At 68.3% G+C, this 25,315-nt stretch carries 22 protein-coding genes; 10 read left to right on the top strand and 12 right to left on the bottom strand.

What is annotated here, in order from left to right:
- Positions 1 to 23: 23 nt before the first annotated feature.
- Genes QTI05_RS19255 through mltG form a run of 4 tightly spaced genes read right to left on the bottom strand, consistent with a single transcriptional unit; the run spans position 24 to position 3,029 of the window.
- The gene (locus QTI05_RS19255) at positions 24 to 398 is read right to left on the bottom strand and encodes a PilZ domain-containing protein (protein ID WP_286544272.1); all 375 of its coding nucleotides are present in this window, start codon (positions 396 to 398) and stop codon (positions 24 to 26) included.
- Positions 395 to 1,399 (bottom strand): DNA polymerase III delta subunit-related protein, encoded by a 1,005-nt coding sequence (locus tag QTI05_RS19250; protein ID WP_286620311.1) that lies wholly within the window; start codon positions 1,397 to 1,399, stop codon positions 395 to 397. Before QTI05_RS19250 ends, QTI05_RS19255 begins: the two co-directional genes overlap by 4 nt.
- The gene (gene tmk, locus QTI05_RS19245) at positions 1,396 to 2,034 is read right to left on the bottom strand and encodes a dTMP kinase (RefSeq protein ID WP_286620310.1); all 639 of its coding nucleotides are present in this window, start codon (positions 2,032 to 2,034) and stop codon (positions 1,396 to 1,398) included. Before tmk ends, QTI05_RS19250 begins: the two co-directional genes overlap by 4 nt.
- Positions 2,031 to 3,029 carry an endolytic transglycosylase MltG gene (mltG, locus tag QTI05_RS19240; RefSeq protein WP_286620308.1) on the bottom strand — a complete coding sequence of 333 codons (999 nt, stop codon included), beginning with the start codon at positions 3,027 to 3,029 and terminating at the stop codon, positions 2,031 to 2,033. The genes tmk and mltG overlap by 4 nt, the downstream gene beginning before the upstream one ends.
- Before the next feature lie 98 nt (positions 3,030 to 3,127).
- On the opposite strand from mltG, the gene ygfZ reads away from it, so the two are divergent.
- Entirely contained in the window at positions 3,128 to 4,045 is a 918-nt protein-coding gene (gene ygfZ / locus QTI05_RS19235; protein ID WP_286620306.1) for a CAF17-like 4Fe-4S cluster assembly/insertion protein YgfZ, read from the top strand.
- Positions 4,046 to 4,049: 4 nt separating this feature from the next.
- Here the strand turns inward: ygfZ and QTI05_RS19230 are convergent, their stop codons facing one another.
- A complete protein-coding gene (locus QTI05_RS19230) occupies positions 4,050 to 4,919 on the bottom strand; it encodes a YbgC/FadM family acyl-CoA thioesterase (protein WP_286620304.1) in 870 nt (289 codons plus the stop codon).
- Between the two features lie 89 nt (positions 4,920 to 5,008).
- Here QTI05_RS19230 and QTI05_RS19225 point away from each other — a divergent pair, with 89 nt between their 5' ends.
- Entirely contained in the window at positions 5,009 to 6,118 is a 1,110-nt protein-coding gene (locus QTI05_RS19225; RefSeq protein ID WP_286620301.1) for an SMP-30/gluconolactonase/LRE family protein, read from the top strand.
- A gap of 25 nt (positions 6,119 to 6,143) precedes the next feature.
- Here the strand turns inward: QTI05_RS19225 and QTI05_RS19220 are convergent, their stop codons facing one another.
- The gene (locus tag QTI05_RS19220; RefSeq protein WP_286544250.1) at positions 6,144 to 7,061 is read right to left on the bottom strand and encodes a LysR family transcriptional regulator; all 918 of its coding nucleotides are present in this window, start codon (positions 7,059 to 7,061) and stop codon (positions 6,144 to 6,146) included.
- Between the two features lie 160 nt (positions 7,062 to 7,221).
- Between QTI05_RS19220 and QTI05_RS19215 the strand changes: the two genes are divergently transcribed.
- Genes QTI05_RS19215 through QTI05_RS19200 form a run of 4 tightly spaced genes read left to right on the top strand, consistent with a single transcriptional unit; the run spans position 7,222 to position 10,970 of the window.
- Positions 7,222 to 8,385 carry a DSD1 family PLP-dependent enzyme gene (locus QTI05_RS19215; RefSeq protein ID WP_286620299.1) on the top strand — a complete coding sequence of 388 codons (1,164 nt, stop codon included), beginning with the start codon at positions 7,222 to 7,224 and terminating at the stop codon, positions 8,383 to 8,385.
- Positions 8,361 to 8,777 carry a RidA family protein gene (locus QTI05_RS19210; RefSeq protein WP_286657838.1) on the top strand — a complete coding sequence of 139 codons (417 nt, stop codon included), beginning with the start codon at positions 8,361 to 8,363 and terminating at the stop codon, positions 8,775 to 8,777. The genes QTI05_RS19215 and QTI05_RS19210 overlap by 25 nt, the downstream gene beginning before the upstream one ends.
- A complete protein-coding gene (locus QTI05_RS19205) occupies positions 8,774 to 9,649 on the top strand; it encodes a GNAT family N-acetyltransferase (protein WP_286620296.1) in 876 nt (291 codons plus the stop codon). Before QTI05_RS19210 ends, QTI05_RS19205 begins: the two co-directional genes overlap by 4 nt.
- Before the next feature lie 43 nt (positions 9,650 to 9,692).
- Positions 9,693 to 10,970 (top strand): NAD(P)/FAD-dependent oxidoreductase, encoded by a 1,278-nt coding sequence (locus QTI05_RS19200; protein WP_286620295.1) that lies wholly within the window; start codon positions 9,693 to 9,695, stop codon positions 10,968 to 10,970.
- A 64-nt stretch (positions 10,971 to 11,034) separates the two neighbouring features.
- Here the strand turns inward: QTI05_RS19200 and QTI05_RS19195 are convergent, their stop codons facing one another.
- Both QTI05_RS19195 and QTI05_RS19190 read right to left on the bottom strand, forming a co-directional pair.
- Positions 11,035 to 11,949: an alpha/beta hydrolase gene (locus QTI05_RS19195; protein WP_286621106.1), complete on the bottom strand. Its 915-nt coding sequence runs from the start codon at positions 11,947 to 11,949 to the stop codon at positions 11,035 to 11,037.
- A gap of 29 nt (positions 11,950 to 11,978) precedes the next feature.
- On the bottom strand, positions 11,979 to 12,854 hold the full coding sequence (locus QTI05_RS19190; RefSeq protein WP_286620294.1) for a 2-keto-4-pentenoate hydratase: 876 nt from the start codon (positions 12,852 to 12,854) through the stop codon (positions 11,979 to 11,981).
- A gap of 64 nt (positions 12,855 to 12,918) precedes the next feature.
- Here QTI05_RS19190 and gbd point away from each other — a divergent pair, with 64 nt between their 5' ends.
- Positions 12,919 to 14,055: a 4-hydroxybutyrate dehydrogenase gene (gene gbd / locus QTI05_RS19185; protein WP_286620292.1), complete on the top strand. Its 1,137-nt coding sequence runs from the start codon at positions 12,919 to 12,921 to the stop codon at positions 14,053 to 14,055.
- 4 nt (positions 14,056 to 14,059) lie between these two features.
- Here gbd and QTI05_RS19180 read toward each other — a convergent pair whose 3' ends face one another.
- Positions 14,060 to 14,644 carry a hemerythrin domain-containing protein gene (locus QTI05_RS19180; protein ID WP_286544217.1) on the bottom strand — a complete coding sequence of 195 codons (585 nt, stop codon included), beginning with the start codon at positions 14,642 to 14,644 and terminating at the stop codon, positions 14,060 to 14,062.
- Positions 14,645 to 14,802: 158 nt separating this feature from the next.
- Here QTI05_RS19180 and QTI05_RS19175 point away from each other — a divergent pair, with 158 nt between their 5' ends.
- On the top strand, positions 14,803 to 16,200 hold the full coding sequence (locus QTI05_RS19175; protein ID WP_286620290.1) for a trypsin-like peptidase domain-containing protein: 1,398 nt from the start codon (positions 14,803 to 14,805) through the stop codon (positions 16,198 to 16,200).
- 21 nt (positions 16,201 to 16,221) lie between these two features.
- On the opposite strand, the gene QTI05_RS19170 is transcribed toward QTI05_RS19175, so the two are convergent.
- The 3 genes from QTI05_RS19170 to QTI05_RS19160 form a co-directional block, all read right to left on the bottom strand.
- Positions 16,222 to 17,001, bottom strand: coding sequence for an MHYT domain-containing protein (locus tag QTI05_RS19170; protein ID WP_286620289.1), 780 nt, complete (start codon positions 16,999 to 17,001; stop codon positions 16,222 to 16,224).
- Between the two features lie 137 nt (positions 17,002 to 17,138).
- Positions 17,139 to 18,209, bottom strand: coding sequence for a patatin-like phospholipase family protein (locus tag QTI05_RS19165; RefSeq protein WP_286620288.1), 1,071 nt, complete (start codon positions 18,207 to 18,209; stop codon positions 17,139 to 17,141).
- Positions 18,210 to 18,275: 66 nt separating this feature from the next.
- Positions 18,276 to 20,651, bottom strand: coding sequence for a Tex family protein (locus QTI05_RS19160; RefSeq protein WP_286620287.1), 2,376 nt, complete (start codon positions 20,649 to 20,651; stop codon positions 18,276 to 18,278).
- Positions 20,652 to 20,821: 170 nt separating this feature from the next.
- On the opposite strand from QTI05_RS19160, the gene QTI05_RS19155 reads away from it, so the two are divergent.
- Entirely contained in the window at positions 20,822 to 22,111 is a 1,290-nt protein-coding gene (locus QTI05_RS19155; protein WP_286620285.1) for an OmpA family protein, read from the top strand.
- A gap of 1 nt (position 22,112) precedes the next feature.
- Entirely contained in the window at positions 22,113 to 25,289 is a 3,177-nt protein-coding gene (locus QTI05_RS19150; RefSeq protein ID WP_286620283.1) for a caspase family protein, read from the top strand.
- The last annotated feature ends 26 nt before the right edge of the window (positions 25,290 to 25,315 follow it).

Below are 25,315 nucleotides of genomic sequence, written 5' to 3'. Positions count from 1 at the left end.
CCGGCCGGGCGTGCGGACGGGCCTCAGATGGTCTGCGTGGGCCGGTCGGAAGCCATCGTGCTGCCGAGCGCTTCTTCAATGCGCGCCTTGAGCTGGCGCGATTTCTCGTCGGACGGAAAGCGGATGCCGACACCCGGCGCCCGATTGCCGGCGGCGCGCGCCGGCGTGATCCAGGCAACCTTGCCGGCCACCGGATAGCGCTGCGGATCGTCGGGCAGCGTGAGCAGCACGTAAACGTCGTCGCCCAACCGGTACTCGCGCGAGGTCGGGATGAAGATGCCACCTTCGGCAAACAGCGGAATGTAGGCCGCGTAGAGCGCGCCCTTTTCCTTGATTGCCAGCTGGATCACGCTGGGCCGCGGGGCATTGGGGGCTTGGGGTGCGGTGGTGGTGTTCATGGACGGCGTGGGGACGAGTGTAGGGTGGTTCGCGCCTCGCTCACAAGCGCCTCCAGCATCAGTCCCGCGTTGAACGGATGCTCCGCGGTTCTGGCCGCGTTCGCGAGTGACTTGGACCAGCGGGCAAGCGCGATACCGGTCGGTGCCGGCGGCAGATCGGCCGGCTCGAAAAAGCGCGGCGCAGCGCCCTGGCCTACCGCCATCAAGTCGTGGCAGAGCTTTTGCAGCGCATCGATGGCCTGGGCCGGCGCCTGGTCGGCCAGTGCCGCAACGTCGCCGCGCGCCATGGCTTTGGGCAGCAACGACCACGCCTTGGGCGAGCCACCGGCGCGCGCCTGGCGCAGCGCGTCGCTGGGCCGGCCACCGGCGGCGCGCAACAGGGCGCTCGCATCGTTCGCGGCAACGCCATGTTCCACCAGCCAGGCTTGGCCCTGCTCGGCTGCGGGCCAGGGCAGCGTGAAGCCGATGCAGCGGCTGCGAATGGTCGGCAGCAACTGCCAGGCCGCTTCGCTGGCCAGCACGAAGCGCACGTCGCCGACCGGTTCTTCGAGGGTCTTCAGAAGTGCGTTGGCAGTGATCGAGTTCATGCGCTCGGCCGGGTACACCAGCACGACCTTGCCGCGGCCGCGCGCGCTGGTGCGCTGGGCAAAGCCAACCGCCTCGCGCATGGCTTCGACGCGGATTTCCTTGCTGGGCTTGCGCTTCTTGTCGTCGATGTCGGCCTGCGATTTCTCGTCGAGCGGCCAGCCCAGTTCCATCATCGCAACCTCGGGCATCAGCACGCAGAGGTCGGCATGGGTGCGCACCTCTATCGCATGACAGCTGCCGCAATGGCCACACGCGCCCTGCCCAGTTGGCTCTTCGCAAAGCCAGGTGGCGGCGAGCGCAAGTGCCAGTTCGTACTGGCCCAGCCCCGACGGGCCCTGCAGCAGCCAGGCGTGGCCGCGCTGGCGCAACAGTTCGACCAGCGGTGGGTTCAGCCAGGGCGACAGGGTGCTCATGCGAAGCCCCGCGCCGCAAGGGTGGCTTCGATCTGCTGCCAGACCTGTTCGCGCGGGCGGTTCGCATCGATGCGCGCAAAGCGCACGGCGCCGGCTGCGCGATCGGCATAGCCCTGCGCCACGCGGCGGAAGAACTCGACCGGCTGCGACTCGAACTTGTCCGGCAGGCGTGCACCGGCAAGCCGTTCGGCCGCGATTTCGGGTGGCAGGTCGAACCACAAGGTGAGCGCAGGTTGCAGCAGCGCATCGGGCTCCGGTGCCCGCCCTGCCTGCACCCAATGCTCGAGCGTCGACAGCACATCAAGGTCGAAACCACGCCCCGCACCCTGGTACGCGAAGGTCGCATCGGTAAACCGGTCGCACAGCACGACGTCGCCGCGCGCCAGGGCCGGCTCGATCACCTGCAGCACGTGCTCGCGCCGCGCGGCGAACACCAGCAGCGATTCGGTCAGCGCGTCCATCGGCTGCGTGAGCACCAGCGTGCGCAAGGTTTCGCCGAGCGGCGTGCCGCCCGGTTCGCGGGTGCGCGTCACCGCGCGGCCGCGGGCCCGGAACAGCGCCTCCAGCGCATCGATATGGCTCGACTTGCCGGCACCGTCGATGCCTTCAAGCGTCAGGAACAGGCCTCGGGTCATTGACGGTTGCGCTGGTAGCGGTTGACTGCGGCGTTATGTTCGTCGAGCGAATTGCTGAACTGGCTGGTGCCGTCGCCGCGCGACACGAAATACAGCGACTTGCCCTGCGCCGGCTGCACCGCGGCCAGCAGCGCGGCTTTGCCGGGCATCGCGATCGGGGTCGGCGGCAGGCCGCTGCGGGTGTAGGTGTTCCAGGGCGTATCGGTCTGCAGGTCTTTCTTGCGCAGGTTGCCGTCGAAGCGCGTGCCGAGGCCGTAGATGACGGTCGGATCGGTTTGCAGCGGCATCCCGACGCGCAGGCGATTCGTGAACACCGAGGCGATCTGGGCCCGATCGCTGGCCTTTCCTGTCTCCTTTTCGACAATGCTCGCCAGAATAAGCGCCTCATCGGCCGATTTCAGCGGCAGATCGGAGGCGCGGGCGGCCCAGGCGGCTTCGAGCTTGCGATCCATCGCCCGCATGGCGCGCTGCAGCAGCGCCAGGTCGGTGGAGTTCTTGGAGTAGGTGTAGGTGTCCGGGAAAAACCGGCCTTCAGGGTGCTGGCCCGCACGGCCGAGCTTCTCCATGAGGGCTTGGTCGCTGAGCCCGACCGTTTCCGGCTTGAGCTGATCGGCCTTGGCCAGCGCCGCGCGCACCTGCCGGATGTTCCAGCCTTCCACCAGCACCAGGCTGCGGGTGGCTTCCTCGCCGCGCACCAGCACATTGAGCAGCGTGCGGGGCGTGATGCCGCGTTCCAGTTCGTAGCTGCCGGCACGGATCTGCCGATCTTGCCCGGAGAAGCGGAACCACCAGTAGAGCAACTGCGGCTCGACGGCCGTGCCCGTTTCGGCCACCGCCTGGGCAATGGCGCGCGGCGTGCTGCCGGGCTCGATCGACAGGTCCACATTCGGGGCCGGCAGCTTGAGCGGCTGGTTCACCCACCAGAGCCCGAACGCGCCCGCGCCGAGCACAGTCAGCGAAACGAGCAGGAACAGGGTGAGAAAGAAGCGGCGCACGGTGGAGGATGGAAAGCGGCTGGAGCGGCTCGATGGCAGATGCCGGCAAGGTAGCCCTGCAAGCCCAAAGGAACGAGGCCGACCATGATAATTCAGCGATGAGCTCCCCCGTCCTCCAAGGTGTCACCCCCCTCCTCTCCCATCTCGGCGTGATCCGCGCCGAGGGGCCCGACGCAGCCAGCTTCCTGCACGGCCAGCTGACGCAGGACTTCGCGCTGCTGGGTGCCGGCGAGGCCCGGCTCGCGGCGCTCTGCACGGCCAAGGGCCGCATGATCGCCAGCTTCATCGGCATCCGGCCCGAACCCGACCGCGTGCTGCTGGTCTGCAGCCAGGACATCCTGCCGGCCACGCTGAAGCGCCTGTCGATGTTCGTGCTGCGCGCCAAGCTCAAGCTGAGCGATGCGAGCGCCGAGTTCGCGCTGTACGGCCTGGCCGGCAGCGCATTGACCGCGAACGGCATCGACGCGATGGCCGCGCCGGGCCAACGCACTGCCATCGGCGACGCCAGCGTCGTCGCGCTCTATCCCGCCGACGGTGTGCCGCGCGCCCTGTGGATCGCACCGGCCGGCAGCGCCGCCCCGACCGGTGCCGCGCTCGACCCCGCGCTCTGGCAATGGAGCGAGGTGCGCAGCGGCATCGTGACGCTGACCACGCCGGTGGTCGAAGCCTTCGTGCCGCAGATGCTCAACTACGAGTCGGTCGGCGGTGTCAATTTCAAGAAGGGCTGCTACCCCGGCCAGGAGATCGTCGCGCGCAGCCAGTTTCGGGGCACGTTGAAGCGCCGGGCCTACCTTGTGACGGCCCAGGCGCCGCTGAGCACGGGCCAGGAGGTGTTCGCCCTCAACGATGCCGAGCAGCCAGTCGGCACAGTCGCGCAAGCAGCCCCCGGCCCTGATGGCCAATGGGCCGCGCTGGTGTCGATGCAGATCTCGGCGCTCGACGCGGGCGGCCTGCAGGCCGGCGGCACCGTGCTCACGCTGGAGCCGCTGCCCTACCCGCTGCTCGAAGACATCTAGGCCGCTAGGCCGGGTTGGCCAGCGACCGGCGCATTTCCTGGTGCGCGATACCGGCCTCTTCGAACGGCGCCCCGTGCGGCAGATAGCCCAGCCGCGCGTAGAAGCGCTCGGCCGAGCGCTGGGCGTGCAGCATCACCGCGGTGTCGCCGCGCGCAGCCGCCGAAGCTTCGAGCGCGCGCAGCACCGCTTCGCCATGCCCGCCGCTGCGCAGTGCGCGATGCACCGCCATGCGCCCGACGCGCGCCAGCCCCGGCGCCTCGCTGACCAGGCGTCCGGTCGCGATCACCTGCCCCAGCCGGTTGCGTGCGACCGCATGCACGGCCGTCAGATCGTGCTCGTCCCATTCGAGCTCGGCCGGGATGCGCTGCTCTTCGATGAACACCGCGCGCCGCAGTGCGCCGGCATCCTCGCCCAACGCGGCCCAGTCGCCGGTGGTGACATCGCGCAGGGTTTCGCCGGCCTCGTAGGCCGCGAAGATCTCGCGCAGCGCGGCGGGCACCGGCCTGGAGGTCTGCGTGGCCGGGTCGGCGAACACGTAGACCAGCTCACAGCTCACGAGCAGCTCGTCGCCACGGAACAGGCCGCCATGGAACACGATGGACGAGTTGCCGACGCGCATGCACTTCATGCCGACATCGAGCACGTCGTCGACGCGTGCCGAGGCAGCGAACTCGATCGTGGCCTTGCGCACGTAGAGGTCGCCGCCCAGGCGCTCCATGGCATCCTGGTAGGGCAAGGCCAGCGCGCGCCAGTAGTCGCTGATGGCGGTGTCGAAGTACATGAGGTAGTGCGCGTTGAACACGATCTTCTGCATGTCGACTTCGGCCCAGCGCACGCGCAGGCGGTGGAAAAAACGGAAATCACTGCGGGGCATCGATGTCTCCAGAGGCTCGGGGTTGTGGCAAAACGCGGCCGATTTTCGTCGAGACCACAATCGGCGGCACGACCAAGGAGACTACCCACATGCGCAAGAAGATCATGGCCGCGCTCGACCTGCTGTTGCTGGCCGCCATCGCCTATCTCGCGCTGTGGCCGGTGCCCGTGAAACCGGTCGCTTGGGTTGCGCCTGCTGCGCCAGGCTATGTGGGCGTGCATGCCGTCAACGACCGGTTGGCGCATCTCAACATGATCGATCTGGGCCGCGAGGAAGGCCCGGAGCACATCGTGATCGGCCCCGATGGCAAGCTCTACACCACGGTGGCCAGCGGCAACATCCTGCGCATGAATACCGACGGCAGCGGCCAGGAGGTGTTCGTCAACACTGGCGGCCGCGTGCTGGGCTTCGACTTCGACGCCGCGGGCAACCTGGTTGCCGCCGACGCCGTCAAGGGCTTGCTCTCGGTGAGCCCGGCAAGGCGGGTCACGGTGCTGGCCGACAAGGTGAATGGCCAGCCGATCCGCTATGCCGACGGCGTCGTGGTGGCGCGCAACGCGGGCGGCAAGATGTATTTCAGCGACGCATCGACGCGTTTTGCGCCGGCCGACTGGGGTGGCACCTTCGAGGCGAGCGTGCTCGACATCCTCGAACAAGCCGCCACCGGCCGCATTCTCGAATACGACCCGGCCACCAAGGCCACGCGCATCGTGGCCCGCGGCCTGGCGTTCGCCAACGGCGTGGCGCTGAGCGCCGACGAAAAAAGTGTGTTCGTTGCCGAAACCGGCAAGTACCGCATCTGGAAAATCGACCTGCAGGCCCGCGATCTCGACCTCGGCGCCGGCACCAGTCCTCAAGCCGTTGTGCTGCTAGACAACCTGCCCGGCTACCCCGACAACCTGATGCGCGGCCTGGACGGAAAAATCTGGGCCGGCCTGGTGAAACCCCGCAACCCGACCATCGACGGGATGGCCGACAAGCCCTTCCTGCGCAGCATGACCCTGCGCCTGCCGCGCGCGCTGTGGCCCGTGCCCAAGGCGTATGGCCACGTGATCGCGTTCAACGAAGACGGCAAGATCGTGGCCGACCTGCAGGACGCGACCGGCGCCTATCCCGAGACGACGGCGATCACGGAAACGCGCGAGCGGCTCTATGTGCAGAGCCTGCACGCCAAGGGGCTGGGCTGGTTGAAGCGCTAGGGCGCGAACGGCCCGAGACCCGGCGTCATCGCACGGTCCTTCGCCTCCAAGGTGGTGGCGCAAGAGATTGGCGCAGCATCGCCAGAAAGGCCGTTGCCCGCGCACTTCGCCCGAAGCGGGTGCCCAGCATGGCGACGACGTCGGCGGCAGGAACCTCCCAGCTCGCAAGCACCCGTTTGAGGCGACCGGCTGCCAGATCGGCAGCGACATTCCACTCCGACCGGATCGCGACACCCAGGCCTGCCACCGCCCAATCGCGCACCACCGCGCCGTCGTTGCTGCACATGGTGGGACGGATCCGGACGGTCTCCGGCTCGCGCGAAGCGTGCACGAAGCGCCATAGCGTGACGTCCTCGTCGTTCTCTCTGACCACCAGGCATCGATGCCGCAGCAAGTCTGAAGGCGACTGAATCGGCGAAGCACTGGCGAGATAGTCCGGGCTGGCGCAGAGGATGCGTCGGTTCGGTGCCAACGTGGTGACGATCTGGTTTTGGGCACCAGGCGGTCCGATGTGGACGATGACGTCGCTGCTCTCGACCAGGTGCGCGCCGGGATGGTCGGCAAGGTCCAGGGTGACCGTCACACCGGAATGCGCCTTTGCAAACGCCTCGACCACGGGTGCGACATGCAGCCGGCCGAAGCCATGTGGGGCGGCGATGCGCAGATGCCCGCTGACGGCCTTCTTGCGATTGGCCAATGCCTCGGACAGCGCCTCCATCGCATCGGCCACGATCGTTCCGTGGGATGCGACCAGATCGCCTTCATCGGTGAGGACCATCCTGCGGCCGGAACGGTCGATCAGCCGTATGCCAATCCGTGCTTCCAGCGCTTGCAGGCGCTGGGTGACGGCCGGTGGCGTGACATCCATCTTCCGGGCAGCTTCAGCGAGCGACGCGGACCGGGCCAACACGTTGAAGAAGCGCAGATCCTCAGAGCTGATCATTTAGTTGAGCCTTAACTCTCCATGCAGGTTCGATAAATTGTAGGTTCAATCGATCAGGCGCAACATCCGGCCATCTCACTTGCTCGGTTGCAGGTCCGCATCCAGCAGGCCGCATCGGACAAGCACAACTCGGAGCACGACATTGAGCCAGGCCATAGCCATGAAGCAGGCGCAAGCCGAACAGATCGCAACGACGCTGGGGGAACTGGCGACGCCTTGCCTCGTCCTCGACGCTGAGCGGATGGAGCGGAACATCGCACGCCTGAAAGGCAGGCTGGACGGCCTGGGCGTGATGCTGCGTCCCCATCTCAAGACGTCCAAATCGGTGGAAGTCGCGCGCCGCGTCATGACGTCGCCGTCGGGTCCGGCAACCGTTTCGACGCTTCTTGAAGCCGAGCAATTCACGGCGGCCGGCGTGCGGGACATCGTCTACGCCGTCGGCATTGCACCATCGAAACTGCCACAGGTGCTGGCGCTGCGCGCCCGGGGAGCCGACGTGACCGTGGTGCTGGACACAGTGGAGCAGGCGCAAGCCGTTGCGAAGGCCTCGCGCCAGGCCGGCACGCGCATTCCCGCGCTGATCGAGATCGACTGCGACGGCCACCGCTCCGGCGTGCTGCCGACCGACCGGCAACTGCTGCTCGACATCGGCCACGCCCTCGAAGACGGCGCGGAACTGCGGGGCGTGATCACGCACGCCGGGGACAGTTATTTGGCCCGCGGGGCCGAAGCCTTGCGTCAATGTGCCGAGGTCGAGCGCCGCAGCGTGGTCGACGCCGCCACCATCCTGCGCCAAGCCGGGCTGCCCTGCCCGGTGGTCAGCGTCGGCTCCACACCGACTGCGCACAACGCCGCCGACCTCACCGGCGTCACCGAAGTCCGGGCCGGCGTGTTCGTGTTCTTCGATCTCGTGATGGCCGGAATCGGTGTCTGCCAGGTCGACGACATCGCGCTGTCGGTGCTGGCGACGGTGATCGGCCACCAGCGCAACAAGGGATGGATCCTGGTCGACGCTGGCTGGATGGCGCTATCGCAGGACCGCGGCACGCGCAGGCAGGCAGTCGACCAAGGCTATGGGCTGGTGTGCGACGCCGCCGGTGTGCCCTATCCCGACCTGATCGTTGCCGACGCCAACCAGGAGCACGGGATCATCACCGTGCGTCCCGGCTCGGGGGGCAAGCTGCCCGATCTTGGGATTGGTGATCGTGTGCGGATCCTGCCGAACCACGCCTGCGCCACAGGCGCCCAGCATCGCGCCTATCACGTCGTGCGCGGGGCTCGCGACAACGTCGAAGCCGAGTGGTCGCGTTTCGGGGGCTGGTGATGAGCTCGGGCATCACCGGCATCCTGACGGACCGCGCACCGAAGCCGGCAGGTCACTACACGCAGGGCATTGTCTCGGGCGCCCACGTCTTCGTCTCCGGCCAGTTGCCGATCCGCCCGGATGGACGTCCGCTGGACGACGATGGATTCGAGGCGCAGGCCAGGCAGGCCATCCACAACATGCTGGAGATCGTGCGCGCCGCGGGCAGCTCGCCGCAACAGATCGTCAAGGTGACGGCGTACATCGTCGGTATCGCCAACTGGGCCCGCTTCAACGCGGTCTATGCGTCCATGGTCCCTGATGCGTGCCCCGCGCGCAGCGTGGTTCCGGTGCCGGAATTGCACTACGGATACCTGGTCGAGATCGACGCCGTCGCGGTGCGCGAACCATGATCGCCACAACGACCCGGCCCGCCGACCACCACAACGACGACGTCGTGCTGGTCCCGTTTGCCCCGGAACATCTGGAAGGCGCCCTCCAGCTTTCGCAGGAGATGTCCTGGCCCTATCGGCTTGAGGACTGGGCCTTCGCGCTCGAGCTCGGCCAGGGCTTCGTGCTCCGCAACAGCGCCGGTACGGTGATCGCGACCGCGGCCTGGTGGGCCTACGGCGAGGACGATGCTTCATGCGGGATGATCATCGTCTCCAAGGCGGCCCAAGGCCGTGGCCACGGTGCGCGGCTGATGGATGCGCTCCTCGCAGCGGCGCACCCGCGAACCATCACGCTGAACTCAACGGCCGAAGGCCTGGCGCTTTATGAAAGGCGCGGCTTTGTCCGCACCGGCGTCATCCAACAGCATCAAGGCGTTCCCCACGAGCGCCACCAGGCGCTGCCGGCCAGCCTTGTCAGGGTGATGGCGCCATCGGATGTCGAGGCGGTCGCGCATCTGGACCGCAAGGCCACCGGCTGGGCCAGGCGGCAGATGCTGGATCGGCTCGTCCAGGCTGGTGACGGCCACGTGCTCGTGCGTGATGGCGAGCCGCGCGGCTATGTCATTTCACGCCTGTTCGGCCGCGGGCACGTCATCGGTCCGGTGGTCGCCGAAAGTGCGGCCGATGCGCGCGTCCTGATCGAAGCCGCGCTCGCACGTCTCGGCCAGGTTTTCGTGCGCGTCGACACCGCTGACACCTCGCAGCTCGGGGAGTGGCTCGAAAGCATCGGCCTGCGCCAGGTCGGTGACGCCACCACCATGGTCAAGGGGCCGCACATCCCGCCGGCGGGGCCAGCACGCATGTTCGCGCTGGCCAACCAGTCCTTCAACTAGGAGACATCGCGATGCTGAGCTCGAAGACGCCGGAAAGGCAGCCATGAAGCTGACCTCGTATTGGCTGGACACCTCGGAACCCTTCCGCAGCGCCACTGCAGGACCGGTGCAGGGCAGCTGCGACGTGGCGGTGATCGGTGGCGGCCTGACCGGCTGTTCGGCTGCGCTGGCGCTTGCCAAGAAGGGGGCACGCGTCGTGCTCCTGGAAGCCGAGACCATCGGGCACGCCGCCTCCGGCCGCAACGGCGGCATGTGCAACAACGGCTTTGCCCAGGACTACGGCACGATGTCGGCCCAACTCGGCAAGGATGTCGCTGACCGGCTCTATCGGGCCTTCGACGCCGGAGTCGATACGGTCGAGCGCCTGGTGGCGGAAGAGAAGATCGACTGCAGCTTCGCGCGCGTTGGCAAGATCAAGCTCGCGGCCAAGCCCGAGCACTACGACAAGCTGGCGCGCAGCCAGGAACTGCTGGCGGCCAACGTCGACCCCGATACGGAGATGGTGAGCCCTGCGGACCTCGCCGGCGAGGTCGGGTCGAACCGCTTCTACGGCGGGCTGATCTACCGCAAAAGCGCCGGCATGCATGTCGGGCGCTTCGTCCGCGGCTTGGGCGTAGCGGCGGCGCGGCGCGGCGTGGAGATCCACGAGCATTCGCCGATGACCGGCCTGCGAGCCGCCCCCGGCGGAGGGCACCAGATCGAAACGCCGAAGGGTCGGCTCCACGCCAGGCAGGTTCTGCTGGCGAGCGGAACCTCGCAGACGGGGCCGCTGGGTTGGATTCGACGCCGCATCGTGCCGGTCGGCGCGTTCCTGATCGTCACCGAGCCACTGCCGAAAGAGACGCTTGACCGGCTGTTGCCACGGCGCCGGATGGCGGTCGATACGAAGAACCTGGTCAACTACTTCCGAACGACGCCCGACAACCGGCTGCTCTTCGGTGGTCGCGCCCGCTTCGCCGTCTCCAACCCGACCTCCGACGAGAAGAGCGGCGCGATCCTGCAGGCGGCATTGCACGACGTCTTTCCGGACCTTCGCCACGTGCGCATCGACTATTGCTGGGGCGGCATGGTCGACATGACGCGTGACCGCCTGCCACGCGCCGGCGAGCGCAATGGCATCTATTACTCGATGGGCTACAGCGGCCACGGCACCCAGATGTCGACCCTGATGGGGACGATCATGGCGGAAGTCATGGACGGGCGCGCCGAACTCAATCCCTGGAAAGACTTCCACTGGCCCGCGATCCCGGGCCATGTCGGACCACCGTGGTTCCTGCCGCTGGTAGGCGCCTATTACAAGCTCAAGGACAAGCTCGCCTGAGTGAAAGCCAAGGCGACCTCAATGTGTGCAGGTACGACGGGCGCTATGGCAGCGCTGGTAAGCGTTAGGGCGCGAGCGCCTCGCGCAGCGCCCGCGCCGCGTGGGCCTGCGCGGTCAGCGCCTCGGGAATGGCGCGGCCCATCTTGATGAACTCGTGGATCACGCCGCGATAGATCTCGAGGTCGACCGCCACGCCGGCGGCGCGCAGCTTGTCGGCATAGGCAATGCCTTCGTCGACCAGCGGATCGCATTCGGCCAGGCCGATCCAGGCCGGCGCGACGCCCTCCACATCGTCGGCATGGAGCGGCGCGAAGCGCCAGTCCTCACGGTCGGCCCGACTGCGCACATAGCCGGCAAAGAAGTAGCTGATCAGCGCTTCGGTCAGCAGGGGGCCGTTGGCAAAGAGGCGGTGCGAGTGGGTGTCCTGGTGCGCCGCCAGGCCCGGATAGAGCAGCAGCTGCAGCGCGACCGGCAACCCGGCGTCGCGCGCCATGATCGCGCCCGCCGCGGCGAGCGTTCCGCCGGCGCTGTCGCCGCCCAGCGCGAGCCGGCGGCTGTCGAGCCCGAGCGTTGCGCCCTGCGTTGCGATGAACTGCACCGCATCCCATGCATCGTCCGACGCGGTCGGAAACTTGTGCGCCGGCGCAAGCCGGTAGTCGACCGAGACCACGGCGCAGCCGCTGTCGCGGCTCAACACGCGGCACAGCGTGTCGTGCGTGCGGATGCTGCCCACCGTGAAGCCGCCACCATGGAAGTACACCAGCACCGGCAGTGCGGCGCGTGAAGGCGCGTAGAGCCGGGCCGGGATCGCGTGGCCGTCGCGCGCCCTGATGCTGAAGTCGTCGACCCGGTCCAGCGCGGGCTTCGGAACCTCGAGCACGCCCGCGCCCTTCTCGTAGGCGGCCTTGGCCTGGTCGGGCGTGAGCGCGTCGAGCGGCGGATGGCCGGCGCGCGCCATGCGCTCGACGACGCCGGCCATCTTCGGCGTCAGCGGCGGAATGCGGCCGCTCACCTGAAGTTCACCACCACCGGTTGCGCGCCCGGCAGGCCGTCGTAGGTGGCCTGCACGCTGAGCCCGGCCCTGGTCGGCGTGAGCGGCGAGAACGAGCCCAGGCTGATCAGGTCGCCCGGCTTCATCGCCAGGCCTTCCTTGCCCAGCGCGTCGGCCAGCCACACCACGGCGTTGAGCGGCTGATCGAGGATGTCGGAGCCTTTGCCGCGCGAAATCTCGGCGCCGCTCTTGCCGTCGGTCAGGCGCACCGTCATGTCGCGCAACGCATCGAGCAGGAAGGCCTGCGCGAAATCGGCCTGCGGCACCAGGATCGGCAGCCCCTTCACGCCGAGCCGCGCGCCGACGTTGATGGCCGCCACGCCGGGGCCGTTGAGCTTGGGCGGCGCCTGCACGACGAGATCCGGCAGTTCGATGAACGGAATGATCTGGTCGATCGCGGCCAGCACCTCGGCCGCAGTCCGGGCGCGGTTGATCGCCTCGCTTTTCACGCGCACCAGCAGGTCGGCCTCGAACAGCGGCCGCGCGCCGAAGCCGGCATCGACCACCGCGCCGGTGTCGAGCAGCATGCCCTGGTAGAGCACGCCCCAGACCGGCTTGTCGTAGTTGAAGCGCTTCTGCACGGCAGGGTTCGTCAGCCCGGCCTTGTAGCCGATCACCGCGCCGTAGCGCGCGGCCAGCAGCTTGTTGAGCTTGGCGCGCGTGCAGGTCGCGTCTGCCTCGCTGAAATCTTCGGGCGGGTTGGTGGCCGGCGTCTTCGCAGCCAGGGACGCCGCCAGCTCGCCCACCGCGGCATCGCTCAGGCATTCGGCCCGGGCGCCTGCGGCAAGAAGTGTTCCGAGCGCGACAGCGGCAAGGGTATGTTTCAGGTTCACGCCAGCCTCCTCTTTGTTAGATTGGACGGCCCGCATCGTACCGTTCGGCTCCCCCCACATTCCCATGGCCCTCATCCAGTACCTCACCCAGATCCAGTTCGAATTCGGCGCCATCAAGCTGCTGTCGTCCGAATGCGCGCGCATCGGCATCAACCGGCCGATGATCGTGACCGACGCCGGCGTGCGTGCCGCGGGCGTCCTGCAGAAAGCGCTCGATGCACTGGGCGATCTCGAGGTGGCGGTGTTCGACCAGACGCCCTCGAACCCGACCGAAGCCGCGGTGCGCGCGGCCGTCGAGTTGTACCGCAGCCAGCGCTGCGACGGGCTGATCGCGGTTGGCGGCGGCTCGGCCATCGACTGTGCCAAGGGCGTGGCGATCGCGGCCACGCACGAAGGCCCGCTCACCACCTACGCCACCATCGAAGGCGGCTCGCCGAAGATCACCGAGCGCGTGGCCCCGCTGATCGCCGTGCCCACCACCAGCGGCACCGGCAGCGAGGTGGCGCGTGGCGCCATCATCATCGTGGACGACCACCGCAAGCTCGGCTTCCACAGCTGGTTCCTGATGCCCAAGGCCGCCATCTGCGACCCCGAACTCACGCTCGGCCTGCCACCCCGGCTGACCGCCGCCACCGGCATGGACGCGATCGCGCACTGCATGGAAACCTTCATGTCGGCCGCCTTCAACCCGCCGGCCGACGGCATCGGCCTCGACGGCCTGGAGCGCGCCTGGCTGCACATCGAACGCGCCACCAAAAACGGCAGCGACCGCGAGGCGCGCATGAACCTCATGAGCGCGTCGATGCAGGGCGCGATGGCATTCCAGAAGGGCCTGGGCTGCGTGCACTCGCTGAGCCACAGCCTCGGCGGCGTCGACCCGCGCCTGCACCACGGCACGCTGAACGCCCTCTTCCTGCCTGCGGTGATCCACTTCAACGCGGGCGCCGAGTCGGTGCAGAAAGAACAGCGCCTGCAGCGCATGGCGCAGGCGATGCACCTCGACTCGGCCGGCGATCTGGGCGACGCCATCCGCGACATGAACGCGCGGCTCGGCCTGCCCGGTGGCCTGGCCGAAGTCGGCGTGACCAGCGACCTGTTCGAGAAGGTGATCGACGGCGCGATGGCTGACCACTGCCACAAGACCAACCCGCGCCTGGCGACGCGCGACGACTACCGGCAGATGCTCGAAGCGTCGATGTAGCCGATCAGGCAGCCACCCCGAGGCCGATCGGCGCCGGCACCATGTTCACGATGCGCGTGAAGAGCGCGCGATAGTCGGTTTCGGGTTCGCAGCCGGTCATCGGATCCCGGTTGGCAAGGAAGGCAGCGTCGACCTCCGACCAGTCCGCCTCAGTCAGAACGCGCTCGGCCAGCGGCAGGATCTCGCGCTCTTCCAGCGCCATGTGGGCGAGGTAGAAATCGGTGTAGCGCTCCATCGCCTCTTCGAACGCCGCGCGGCGCGGTTCCCCGAGCATCTCGAAGCCCAGCAAGGCGTGTTCGACGTTGCGGATCTTGCGCTCGCCGCGTTCGTGGTCATCGTCCAGGCGGTCGAGCAACTCGCGCGAGAGCGGCGTGCGCGCGCGCAGCTTCGGAAACAGCAGTTCCGATTCCTTGCGGTGATGGCGCTTCTCGGGAAATTCGTCGACGTAGAACAGCATGGCCCGCAGCGCTGCGAAGTCGGGCAGCGAGCCTTGCCGGCGATGCTGGTCCAGCAGCAGCAGGATGGAACGCAGCATCGCCGCCAGGGCGGCATGCTCCTCTCGGATGATGGTCGTGGCGCGATGGGTCATGGTGGGTCTCCGGGTGTAGACCACAGCCTCGCAGATCCATCGTTGCCCGGTACTGCGGTAGATCAACAAATGAGCTTGTGGCCGGACACAAAAGCCGGCATGTTCCACGACACTGTCGATGGCGAGTATTCGCCCGTGATTGCCATCAAGGAAAAGCAGTGCGTCAACTTCTCGCGGCCGTTGCGCTTGCCTGTTTGCTGGGTGCGTGCAGTACCGGCACGGTACCCTCGGGGCGCGATGCGCCCCGATTCGCGGCGCTGGTCGAAAGCCGCAGGGCCTCGGTGGTCGACATCACGGCCCTGCGCTTCGCCCGTGGCGCAGGCGCGCCGGACACCGACCTCGAGATCGCGCCGGAAAGCGACTTCGCCGACCGGCTGGCGTCGCCCTTGCCGGCCAGCCTGGCGCCTGGCCAGATCCGCGATCTCGCGTCCGGCGTCATTCTCGCCAGCGATGGGCTCATCCTCACCAGCGCCCATGTGGTGGCCGACATCGACGAGGCGCAAGTCCGGCTGGCCGACGGCCGGCGGTTCACCGGGCGGGTGGTCGGCATCGACAGGCGCACCGACGTGGCGCTGCTGAAGATCGCGGCGACCGGCCTGCCGACCGCGCCGTTCGGCGACTCGGCCCGGCTTGCCGCGGGCGACTGGGTCGCGGCGATCGGTGCGCCGTTCGGCTTTCGCGGCAGCGTCACCGCCGGCGTCGTCAGTGCCACGAACCGGTATCTGGCCGGTGGCGGGGACATCCCCTTCATCCAGACCGACGTGGCCATCAATCCGGGCAGTTCCGGCAGTCCGCTTTTCAACGAGCGGGGCGAGGTCGTGGCGATCAACTCGATGATCTACAGCGGCAGCAGCGGCGGCTACATGGGCTTGTCCTTTGCGGTGCCGATCAACCTCGCATTGAAGACGGCCGGGCAGTTGCGAAGCGACGGACGGGTGCGCCGGGCCTGGCTCGGCGCCGAGTTGCAGGAAGTCACGCCCGCGCTGGCCGGCGCGTTCGGGCTGCCCGACGCGGCCGGTGCACTGGTGGTGAAGGTCGATGCACGCAGCCCTGCACAGGCGGCCGGGCTCGCGCGAGGCGACATCGTGACGGCGCTCGACGGCGTGCGCGTCGACCGGTTCGCCGAGCTCGTGCAACGCATCGCCGATCGCCCGCCCGGCAGTCGCGCCACGTTTGGCGTCTGGCGCCGGGGATCTGCGCTCACGCTCATCGCAACGCTGGCCGAGCAAACGACGACCCGGAGTACGGCGCGCCCGGACGCCATGCGTGTCGGCGGCGACGACGGCCTGGGCCTGACCCTGGGTGAACTCTCGAAGGCGCAGCGGCTGCTGCTTGGCGTCGAAGCCGGCCTGCTCGTGCGCGAGGCATTCGGTGCGGCGCGCAGCGAAGGCTTGCGCGCTGGCGATGTCGTGGTGGCGGTCAACACCGCGACGCTCGAACGCGTGGATGACTTCGTCCGCGCCGTCGCACTCACTCCGGTCGGGCAGTCGGTGGCGCTGCTGGTGCTGCGCGACCGGCGGCTGGCCTATGTGGCTGTGCGGGTTCCGCCGCGGTGAGCCGTGAGTCAGGCGCCGGTTTCAGGCGGCCCGGCGCGCTGCACGAACCGGCGCCCGAACCGGCGCGTCGGACGTGCGGCCCGTCATCACCCAGAAGATCAGGATCAGCACTGCGCCCGACATGCCGAACACGCCTAGCGCGATGTTCGAGCCGCCGATGACGAACGGGTTGAGCGGGGCTTGCGCGGTGCAGACCATGTTGGCCGCCATCATCCCGACGAAGTGCATCGAGCACACCGCCACCCCCATGACGGCGGCGGCGACCACCTGGTCGATCACCTTCGTGAGGTTGAAGGCCAGCCACAGCGCGGCACCGGCCGCGCCGACGGCGATGACCGCCGAGCCCGCGACGATCATCGGGTCGAGCGTCATGGTCGCCCGCATGTTCATGGCGAACATGCCCATGTAATGCATCACGCACACGCCCACCCCGGCCAGCAGGCTGCCGAACAGCCAGCCCTGGCGCCGCCCGAGGCCGTGGCCCGACGCCAGGTACAGCGCGATGCCGGAAATGACGATGGCCGCCACCAGCGACAAGGCGGTCAGCGGGATGTCGTACGCGATCGAGATGGGCAGGCGATACGCGACCATGCCGATGAAGTGCATCGACCAGATGCCGATGCCGCCCAGTGACACCGCGGCGCAGGCCAGCATGCCCTTGTCGAGGGATCCGTCGCTGCGCACCAGCCGGTGCGCGCACAGCAGCGCAACCAGCGAGCCGAAGAACGAGATCACATACGAGAGAACAGACGTCCCGATGGAATATTGAGGCGTCAACACTTGACCGATGAGAGAGTCCACGGGCGTTCCTTTCGAGGGTGGCAGAAGCAAGTCAAAGCGAGTCTGTAACACTTGTAAATGAAAGGCAATTAAGCCGTTGGAACTCAAACCGGCACCAATGTGTGACGTATTCCTCGCTTTTGCTGGTGCGCCGCGCCCTACAGCGGAAGAATTTCACCGATGTCGTTGCTTTGCAGACGCTGCGCGAGTTCGTCGGCAAGCCGTTGGGCCTCGCGCGTGGCACGCCCCCAGGCGCTGATGCGCGCACCGGCGTCGTTCGCAAAGCGGATGAAGTCGTTGCGATCCGGCAGCTTTCCGTTGGGCAAGGTGCGGATCCATTCGGGGTCGGGCGCCAGCACCACCATGCGGTTCAGGAAACCGGTGGGGCGGTGCCGCCATTTCAGGCCCTTGTCGAGCCAGCCGGGCACCACGGCCTTCTGGAAGTGCGGGTAGAGCACGATGCCGTCGGCATTGTCGTAGTCCAGGTGCAGGTGGTAGTCGGTGATGCCGCCATCCCAATAGGCACCGGGCGGTGCGCCCGGAATGTCGTGCACGGCTTCGAGCATGAACGGGATCGAGCACGACGCCTGCAGGGCCGGCGCAAAGTTGGCCTCCTGCAAGGCAACCTGCCGCGTGCGGAAGTCGCTGGTGCCGAACGGCAACGCTGCGCCGGGGCTGGAAAACACCACGCGCTCCAGCCAGGCGCCCAGGCTGCGGCGGTGCACGCTGTTGGTCGCGAACGCGCCGAGGTAGCCCACCGGCGTGCGCACCCTGCCCTCGCGCCCGAGGATGTGGCGCCCGCGCGAAGCGATCACGTGCAGGCGAAAGCGCGGATGGCCCAGCACCTCTGCGGCGCGGCCGCCGTAGAAGCCGCGCAGTCCTTCGCCGAACTGCACGCTCACCTGCCTGGCTGTCATGCGCTTCTGGCCCTCCGGCACCTCGAAGTGCTGGTGGATGTAGCCATGCTCGAACTGCTCGAACGCGGTCTTCGCATCGTTCAGGCAGGCATTGGCCAGCCGCCAGGCGCCGATGGACGCGCCCACCAGGTGGATGGGCTGCGTCGATTGCGGCAGCCATTCACCGAACAGGAAGCGGTCGATCGGCCCGAGGATCAGGCCCTTGGGCCCGCCGGCCGCCCCGGGAATGGTGCGCACGTGTTGCGGCTGCAGGCCGTGCCGGGCAATGTGCTCGCGGGCCAACGGGCCGGCGTAGATACGAAGCGCTTTCATGCGAGTCTTCTAGCAAGAATCGGCCGCAGTGTCGCGGCTGTTCACCAACCCGAGCCCGCCCGGGCGCTACTTGCGCAGCCCCTGCAGCTTTGCGAACGCGCTCGCCATCTGCCCCGCGGGCTGCGGCGCATTGTCGCGGCGCGAACCCTGCTGCTGGCCGCGGCCAGCGCCTTCGAAGCGGTTGTCGCGTGGGCCGTCGCGGCGCGCCGGCGTGGCGTCGAGCTTCATCGACAGGCCGATGCGCTTGCGCGCCACGTCGACCTCCATCACCTTGACGCGCACGATGTCGCCGGTCTTGACGATCTCGCGCGCATCCTCGACGAACTTGTTGGCGAGCTGGCTCACATGCACCAGGCCATCCTGGTGCACGCCGATGTCGATGAAGGCGCCGAACTGGGCGACGTTGCTCACCGTGCCTTCGAGCACCATGCCTTCGACCAGATCCTTGATGTCTTCGACGCCGTCGTTGAAGCGCGCCACCTTGAAGTCGGGGCGCGGATCGCGGCCGGGCTTTTCGAGTTCGCCGAGGATGTCCTTGACCGTGACGACGCCGAACTTCTCATTGGCGAACAGTTCGGGCTTGAGTGTCTTGAGCATGTCGGCGCGGCCCATCAGCTCGGAAATCGGCTTGCCGGTCTTGACGATGATCTGCTCGACCAGCGGATAGGTTTCGGGGTGCACGCCGGTGATGTCGAGCGGATCGGCGCCGCCGCGGATGCGCAGGAAGCCCGCGCTCTGCTCGAAGGCCTTGGGGCCGAAGCCGGTGACGTCGAGCAGCTGCTTGCGCGTGGCGAAGGCGCCGTTGGCCTCGCGCCAGCGCACCACGGCTTTCGCCACGCTGCCCGACAGGCCCGAAACGCGGCTCAGCAGCGGTACGCTGGCCGTGTTGAGGTCGACGCCCACCGAGTTCACGCAATCCTCGACCACCGCATGCAGCGTGCGGGCCAGTTCGCTCTGGTTCACGTCGTGCTGGTACTGGCCGACGCCGATGCTCTTCGGATCGATCTTCACCAGTTCGGCCAACGGATCCTGCAGGCGGCGCGCGATGCTCGCCGCGCCGCGCAGGCTCACGTCCACGTCGGGCATTTCCTGCGAGGCGAACTCGCTGGCCGAGTACACCGAGGCGCCGGCTTCACTCACCACCACCTTGTCGATCTTCATCTCGGGCGCGCCGGCCTGCGCGGCCATCTTGCCGAGCAGCTTGATCAGGTCGCCGGCCAGCTTGTCGGTCTCGCGGCTTGCGGTGCCGTTGCCGATGGCGATCAGGTTCACGCCGTGCTTGGCGCAAAGCTTGCCCAGCGTGTGCAGCGATCCCTCCCAGTCCTTGCGCGGCTCGTGCGGAAAGACGGTCGAGGTTTCGACCAGCTTTCCGGTGCCGTCGACGACCGCCACCTTGACGCCGGTGCGAATGCCCGGATCGAGTCCGAGCACGACGCGCGGGCCGGCCGGTGCGGCCAGCAGCAGGTCGCGCAGGTTGTCGGCGAACACCTTGATCGCCACCTTCTCGGCATCTTCGCGCAGCCGCGTGAACAGGTCGCGCTCGGTCGAGAGCGACAGCTTTACGCGCCAGGTCCAGGCCACTGCCTTGCGGATCAGGTCGTCGGCCGGCCGCGCCGCGTGGCTCCAGCCTAGGTGCAGCGCGATCTTGCCTTCGGCGATCGACGGCTTGCCCGGCTCGGGCTCGACCGGCAGCACCAGCTTGGCGTCGAGGATCTCGAGCGTGCGCCCGCGGAACACGGCCAGCGCCCGGTGCGACGGCACGCGGCCAATCGGCTCGTCGTAGTCGAAGTAATCGCGGAACTTGGACACGTCGGCGTTGTTCTCGTCCTTGCCGGCCATCAGGGTGGACTTGAGCAGGCCTTCGTTCCAGAGCCACTGGCGCAGGCTTTGCACCAGACCAGCGTCTTCAGCCCAGCGCTCCGAGAGGATGTCGCGCACGCCATCGAGCACGGCCGGCACGGTGGAGAAATCGGGGCCTGGCTTGCCGTCGTCCAGGGTGGTCGCCGGTTTCAGGAAGGCCTGCGCCTCGGCAGCCGGGTCGAGCGTCGGGTCGGCCAGCAGCTTGTCGGCCAGCGGCTCGATACCGAACTCGCGCGCGATCTGGCCCTTGGTGCGGCGCTTCTGCTTGAACGGCAGGTACAGGTCTTCCAGTTCCTGCTTGGTCGGCGCGAACTCGATCGCGGCGCGCAATTCGGGCGTGAGCTTGCCCTGCTCATCGATGCTCTTCAGAACCGCGGCACGGCGGTCTTCGAGCTCGCGCAGGTACGACAGGCGCGCCTCGAGCTCGCGCAGCTGGACGTCGTCGAGGCCGTCAGTAGCCTCCTTGCGGTAGCGGGCAATGAACGGAACCGTGGCGCCGCCGTCGAGCAAGTCGATGGCGGCCTTCACCTGGTGCTCGCCGACCTTGATCTCGGCCGCGAGCTGGCGAATGATTTTCTGCATGTCTGAGGCGTGTCCCTGGGCGCGCGCCGCCAAGCGCAGCGCGGGTAAAACGCAGAAGTTTGCCATACCCATCCTGCGTGGCGGCGCCCCCTGTTCAGGGTATGAATGAGTTCACCGGCAACTGCTTCCGAGCGCTAAAGTGTTCGTCCGACCTTCTGAAGGAGCGCGCGATGAGCAAGATGACCGGGCTTCGTGGCGAGCGTGTGGTTGCGTGGGCTGGCACCGGTGCATTCGTTGCGCTGCTCGCGCTGGCGGGATGCGCGGCCAAGAAGCCGGCTCCTCCTCCACCGGCACCGCCGCCGCCGGTGGCTGCTGCAGTCGTCACGGTCGCGCCGCCGCCGGCGACGCCAGCCGCCCCACCGCCGCCGGTCGCAGTGGCTTATGAGCAGGCGGTGGCGCAGGCGGCCCGCGAGGTCTTCGGCAACGCCCAGCTCGCACCCGGCCAGACCTACACCGTCGTGGTGGATCCACTGGTCGACGGCACCACCGGCATGCAGACCGTGGGCACCGCGGCGATGGAAAAACGCGTGGCGACCATCGTCGCCAGCGACTATCCCCGCTACGAGATGAAGCCCTTCAATGCGGCCAACGTGGCCGCCGCGCCGCTGATCTTCATCGGCACCTTCACGCCGATCAACCTGCTGGGCAAGAGCGATGGCGAGAAGGATGCCTACCGCATCTGCTTTGCGCTGGCGGATCTCAAGACCGGCAAGATCGTCAGCAAGGGCTTCGCACGTTCGCAGACGGCGGGTGTGGATGCCACGCCGCTGCCCTACTTCAAGGATGCGCCGGTCTGGGTGGCCGACAAGATCGTCGAAGGCTATGTCAAGACCTGCCAGGGCACCAAGGCAGGCGACCCGATCAATGCGGCCTACTACGACAAGATCAGCGCCGCGACGGCCATCGACGGCGCCATCTCGGCCTACAACAGCAGGCAGTACCGCGAGTCGCTCGCGCTGTTCACCGCGCTGTTGCGCAACCCGGCCGGCGATCAGCCGCGCGTGCACACCGGCCTCTACCTCAGCAACTACCGGCTGGCCCGGCGCGAGCCGGCCATGCGCTCGTTCTCGCGGCTGGTGGAGTACGGCGTCGTCAACAACCGGTTTGCGGTGAACTTCAACTTCGAGGCCGGCGCGGCCAGCTTTGCGCGCGACCGTGTGCCCTATGACAGCTGGTTGCGCGAAGTGGCCCGCCAGACGACGCGATCCACCCCGAGCTGCTACGAAATCGGGGGCCACACCAGTCGCACGGGTTCGGCGGAGCTGAACCAGCGCCTTTCCCTGCAGCGCGCCGAGTACGTCAAGCAGCGCCTGGTGCGCGAGCGCAGGGATCTTGCAACGCGCTTCAACGCCCAGGGCTATGGCTCGCGGCAACCGTTGGTCGGCACCGGCAAGGACGACGGCTCTGATCTGCTCGATCGCCGCACCGAGTTCAAGCCGCAACCGTGCACAGCGACATGACGTGACCCACATTGCCTCCAGGTCATCCCCGTTTCGCCATTGGCTGGTCGGGGCATGGCTGGCCGGCACGGTAGCCCTCGGCCTGGCGCAGACGGGCAGCAGTGCCGGGGCGCCGCCCCAGTTGCGCATCGAGACCGGCGCGCATTCGGGCGCCATCCGGGCCATCGCCTCCGACGCCGCCGGGCGCTACGTGGTGACCGCGGGCGAAGACAAGACGGCCCGCATCTGGGAAAGCGAAACCGGGCGCCTGCTGCGAACCCTGCGACCGACGTCGGCGGCGGGCAACGACGGCAAGCTCTTTGCCGCCGCCATCGCGCCGGATGCGGGCGTGGTCGCGGTGGGCGGCTGGTCGGCCACCAACGATGTGTATGTGTTCGACCGCGCCACGGGCGCGCTGGTGCAGCGCATCACCGGGCTGCCGGACGTGGTGACCCGCCTGGTCTTCGCGCCGGATGGGCGCGCACTGGCCATCAGCCTGTGGGGCCGCAACGGCGTGCGCCTGTATTCGAGTACGGACGGCTGGCGCACCAGCCGCGAAACGGCCAGCGACACGGGCTACGGCGCTGAATCCTATGGCAGCGCTTTTTCCGCCGATGGCCGCCAGTTCGCCACCACCAGCTTCGACGGGCAGGTGCGCAACTATGCCGTCACGGGCGGTGCCGAGCGGCGCCTGGCCCTGGTCAAGGCGGCGCGGGTGGAAGGCGGCATGCAGCCCTTCGGGATCGCGTTTTCCCCGGATGGCCAGAGCCTTGCGCTGGGCTTCGGCGACGCGCCGGCCGTGCGGCTGCTGGCGTCATCGACGCTGGCCCCGCTGCCGCCTCCTTCTGCCGCCGGCAGCGCCGAGGGCAATGCCGGCGGCGCGCTGAGCACGGTGGCCTGGTCGGCCGACGGCCGCACGCTTTACGCGGCCGGCACCTGGAAGCGTGGCGACGGCCGGCATTTGCTGCGGCGCTGGCCCGTGGCCGGCGCGGGTGCGTTCGGTGCGCCGGCCGATACGCTGATTGCGAAGGACTCGGTGGCCGGCCTCGTGCCGCTGCGGAACGGCCGTATCGCATTCGCTGCGACGGACGCTTCCTGGGGTCTGCTGGGCGCCGCTGGCGAGCCTGTCGCGTTCCAGGCGGCAACGGCCCTTGCCGGCGCCCCGCCGCAGGCGGGCACGGTGGCGAGCGGCCTGACCGATCTGCGCGGCCCGCGCTCGGGCTTTCGCATCGCCCGCGACGGCGGTGCCCTTGCCTTCCCGGTCGGCGCTGCGGGTACGCGCGCCTTCGACCTGCGCAATGCCGAATGGTCCGAAACCGATCCGCAATGGAGCGCGCCGCAGGCCAGCGCGCGCGGCGTTGCGCTCGAGCAGTGGTTCGAAAGCCAGCAGCCCATGGTGAACCGCAAGCCGCTGCCGCTGGCCGACAACGAGCTGTCGCTGAGCGCCACGGTGGCGGGTGACGGCAGCGCCTTTGCCCTGGGCACCAGCTTCTTCCTGCGCTACTACAAGGCCGACGGCACGCTGCAGTGGCGCACCCCCGCACCCGGCAGCACCTGGCAAGTCAACCTCAGCGCCGATGGCCGCTGGGTGGTCGCGGGCTTCGCGGATGGGACGGTGCGCTGGTATCGCACCAGCGACGGCAGCGAGCAGCTGGCCCTGCTGCCGCACGCCGACGGCAAGCGCTGGGTCGCATGGACGCCGCGTGGCTTCTATGCCGCCAGCCCCGGCGGCGAGGATCTGTTCGGCTGGCAGGTGGACAACGGCCCGTCGCGCGCCGCCGATTTCTTTCCGGGCTCGCGCTTTCGGGCGAGCTATTTCCGGCCCGACGTGATTGCCAAGGTGATCAGCACCAGCGATGCGCAAACCGCGGTCGCCACCGCCAACCAGGACGCCGGCCGCAAGCAACCCGTGGTGATCGCGCAGACACCTGTGGCCGAGGTGCCACCCGTGGTGACGGTGCTGTCGCCTGGCGACGGCGGCGTGTTCAACAGCCGCGAAGTCGTGCTGCGCGTGGAAGTGCGCACGGTGCCCGGTGCGCCGGTGCTGGAACTCGCCGCGCGGCGCAATGGCCAGATCTTCAAGCTGCCGGAGGCGAGCGCTGCGGGCTGGCTTGACAAGGCCGTCGATGGCGATCCGCTGCTGCGGCGCTACGAGCAGCGCATCATGCTGCCGCCCGAAGACGCAGAACTCATGCTGTTCGCCGAGAACCGCAACGGTTTCTCGACTCCAGCCACCGTGCGCCTGCGCTGGAGCGGCGCGCGCGCGCCTGCCGAGCCGGTTGCCGCTGCCGCGCCGCCGGCGGTGGTCGCGGTGGCACCTCCGGCTGCAGCAACCGCTGCACCTGCTGTTGCAGCACCCGTTGCGCCGTCTCCGGCGGCCGCGCCTTCTGCTGCACCGGCACCGCCCCCGCGTGTCGCACCGTCCGGCGACGGCGACCTGCGACCGGCGCTCTACGTGCTGGCCATCGGCGTCAGCAAGTACGCCAGCCCCGACTATCAGCTCGACTACGCGGCGAAGGACGCAACCGACTTCAGCCGCGTGTTCCAGCAGCAGGAGGCCCAGCTGTATCGCAAGGTGGAAGTACGCCTGCTCACCGACGGCAAGGCGAAACGCGACGATGTGCTGGAAGGCCTGGAGTGGATCCGCCGGCAGGCCACCGCGCGCGACGTCGCCGTCGTGTTCCTGGCCGGGCACGGCGTGAACGACGACGACGGCGTCTACTACTACCTGCCGCAGGACGCGGATGCAGATCGCCTCAAGCGCACCGGCGTCATCTTCACCGAGATCCGCAACACCGTCACGGCGCTGCCGGGCAAGGTGCTGTTCTTCATCGACACCTGCCACGCGGGCAACGTGTTCGGCACGGCCCGGCGCGCGATGCCGCGCGATCTGACGGCGATGGTCAACGAGCTCTCGAGCGCCGAGAACGGCGTCATCGTGTTCGCCGCCTCAACCGGGCGGCAGTTCGCGCAGGAGTCCACGCGCTGGGGCAACGGCGCCTTCACGCTCGCCGTGGTCGAAGGCATGAACGGCAAGGCCGACTTCGCCGGCTCCGGCCGCGTCACCCACAAGATGCTCGACCTCTACGTGTCCGAACGGGTGAAAGAGATGACCCGCGGCAAGCAGTCGCCGGTGACCATCGTGCCGCAGGGTGTGCCGGACTTTCCGGTGGCGGCGGTGCGGCCTCGCGCCGGGTAGCGGCGTACCGTCCGCTTGGAGCTTGC

Origin of the sequence: Variovorax fucosicus (genome assembly GCF_030316825.1) — a bacterium.
GTDB lineage: Bacteria > Pseudomonadota > Gammaproteobacteria > Burkholderiales > Burkholderiaceae_C > Variovorax > Variovorax fucosicus.
The sequence above is the reverse complement of the archived record's forward strand: the minus strand, read 5'-3'. Positions and strand labels throughout refer to the sequence as shown.

Bases quoted from the DNA above. Each gene is read 5' to 3' on its own strand.
- QTI05_RS19255 (WP_286544272.1), bottom strand. From the start codon at position 398: ATGAACACCACCACCGCACCCCAAGCCCCCAATGCCCCGCGGCCCAGC.
- QTI05_RS19160 (WP_286620287.1), bottom strand. From the start codon at position 20,651: ATGCAGAAAATCATTCGCCAGCTCGCGGCCGAGATCAAGGTCGGCGAG.
- QTI05_RS19215 (WP_286620299.1), top strand. From the start codon at position 7,222: ATGAAGCAGGCGCAAGCCGAACAGATCGCAACGACGCTGGGGGAACTG.
- QTI05_RS19200 (WP_286620295.1), top strand. From the start codon at position 9,693: ATGAAGCTGACCTCGTATTGGCTGGACACCTCGGAACCCTTCCGCAGC.
- ygfZ (WP_286620306.1), top strand. From the start codon at position 3,128: ATGAGCTCCCCCGTCCTCCAAGGTGTCACCCCCCTCCTCTCCCATCTC.
- tmk (WP_286620310.1), bottom strand. From the start codon at position 2,034: ATGACCCGAGGCCTGTTCCTGACGCTTGAAGGCATCGACGGTGCCGGC.
- QTI05_RS19165 (WP_286620288.1), bottom strand. From the start codon at position 18,209: ATGAAAGCGCTTCGTATCTACGCCGGCCCGTTGGCCCGCGAGCACATT.
- gbd (WP_286620292.1), top strand. From the start codon at position 12,919: ATGGCCCTCATCCAGTACCTCACCCAGATCCAGTTCGAATTCGGCGCC.
- QTI05_RS19250 (WP_286620311.1), bottom strand. From the start codon at position 1,399: ATGAGCACCCTGTCGCCCTGGCTGAACCCACCGCTGGTCGAACTGTTG.
- QTI05_RS19205 (WP_286620296.1), top strand. From the start codon at position 8,774: ATGATCGCCACAACGACCCGGCCCGCCGACCACCACAACGACGACGTC.
- QTI05_RS19225 (WP_286620301.1), top strand. From the start codon at position 5,009: ATGCGCAAGAAGATCATGGCCGCGCTCGACCTGCTGTTGCTGGCCGCC.
- QTI05_RS19155 (WP_286620285.1), top strand. From the start codon at position 20,822: ATGAGCAAGATGACCGGGCTTCGTGGCGAGCGTGTGGTTGCGTGGGCT.
- QTI05_RS19220 (WP_286544250.1), bottom strand. From the start codon at position 7,061: ATGATCAGCTCTGAGGATCTGCGCTTCTTCAACGTGTTGGCCCGGTCC.
- QTI05_RS19180 (WP_286544217.1), bottom strand. From the start codon at position 14,644: ATGACCCATCGCGCCACGACCATCATCCGAGAGGAGCATGCCGCCCTG.
- QTI05_RS19230 (WP_286620304.1), bottom strand. From the start codon at position 4,919: ATGCCCCGCAGTGATTTCCGTTTTTTCCACCGCCTGCGCGTGCGCTGG.
- QTI05_RS19195 (WP_286621106.1), bottom strand. From the start codon at position 11,949: ATGGCCGGCGTCGTCGAGCGCATGGCGCGCGCCGGCCATCCGCCGCTC.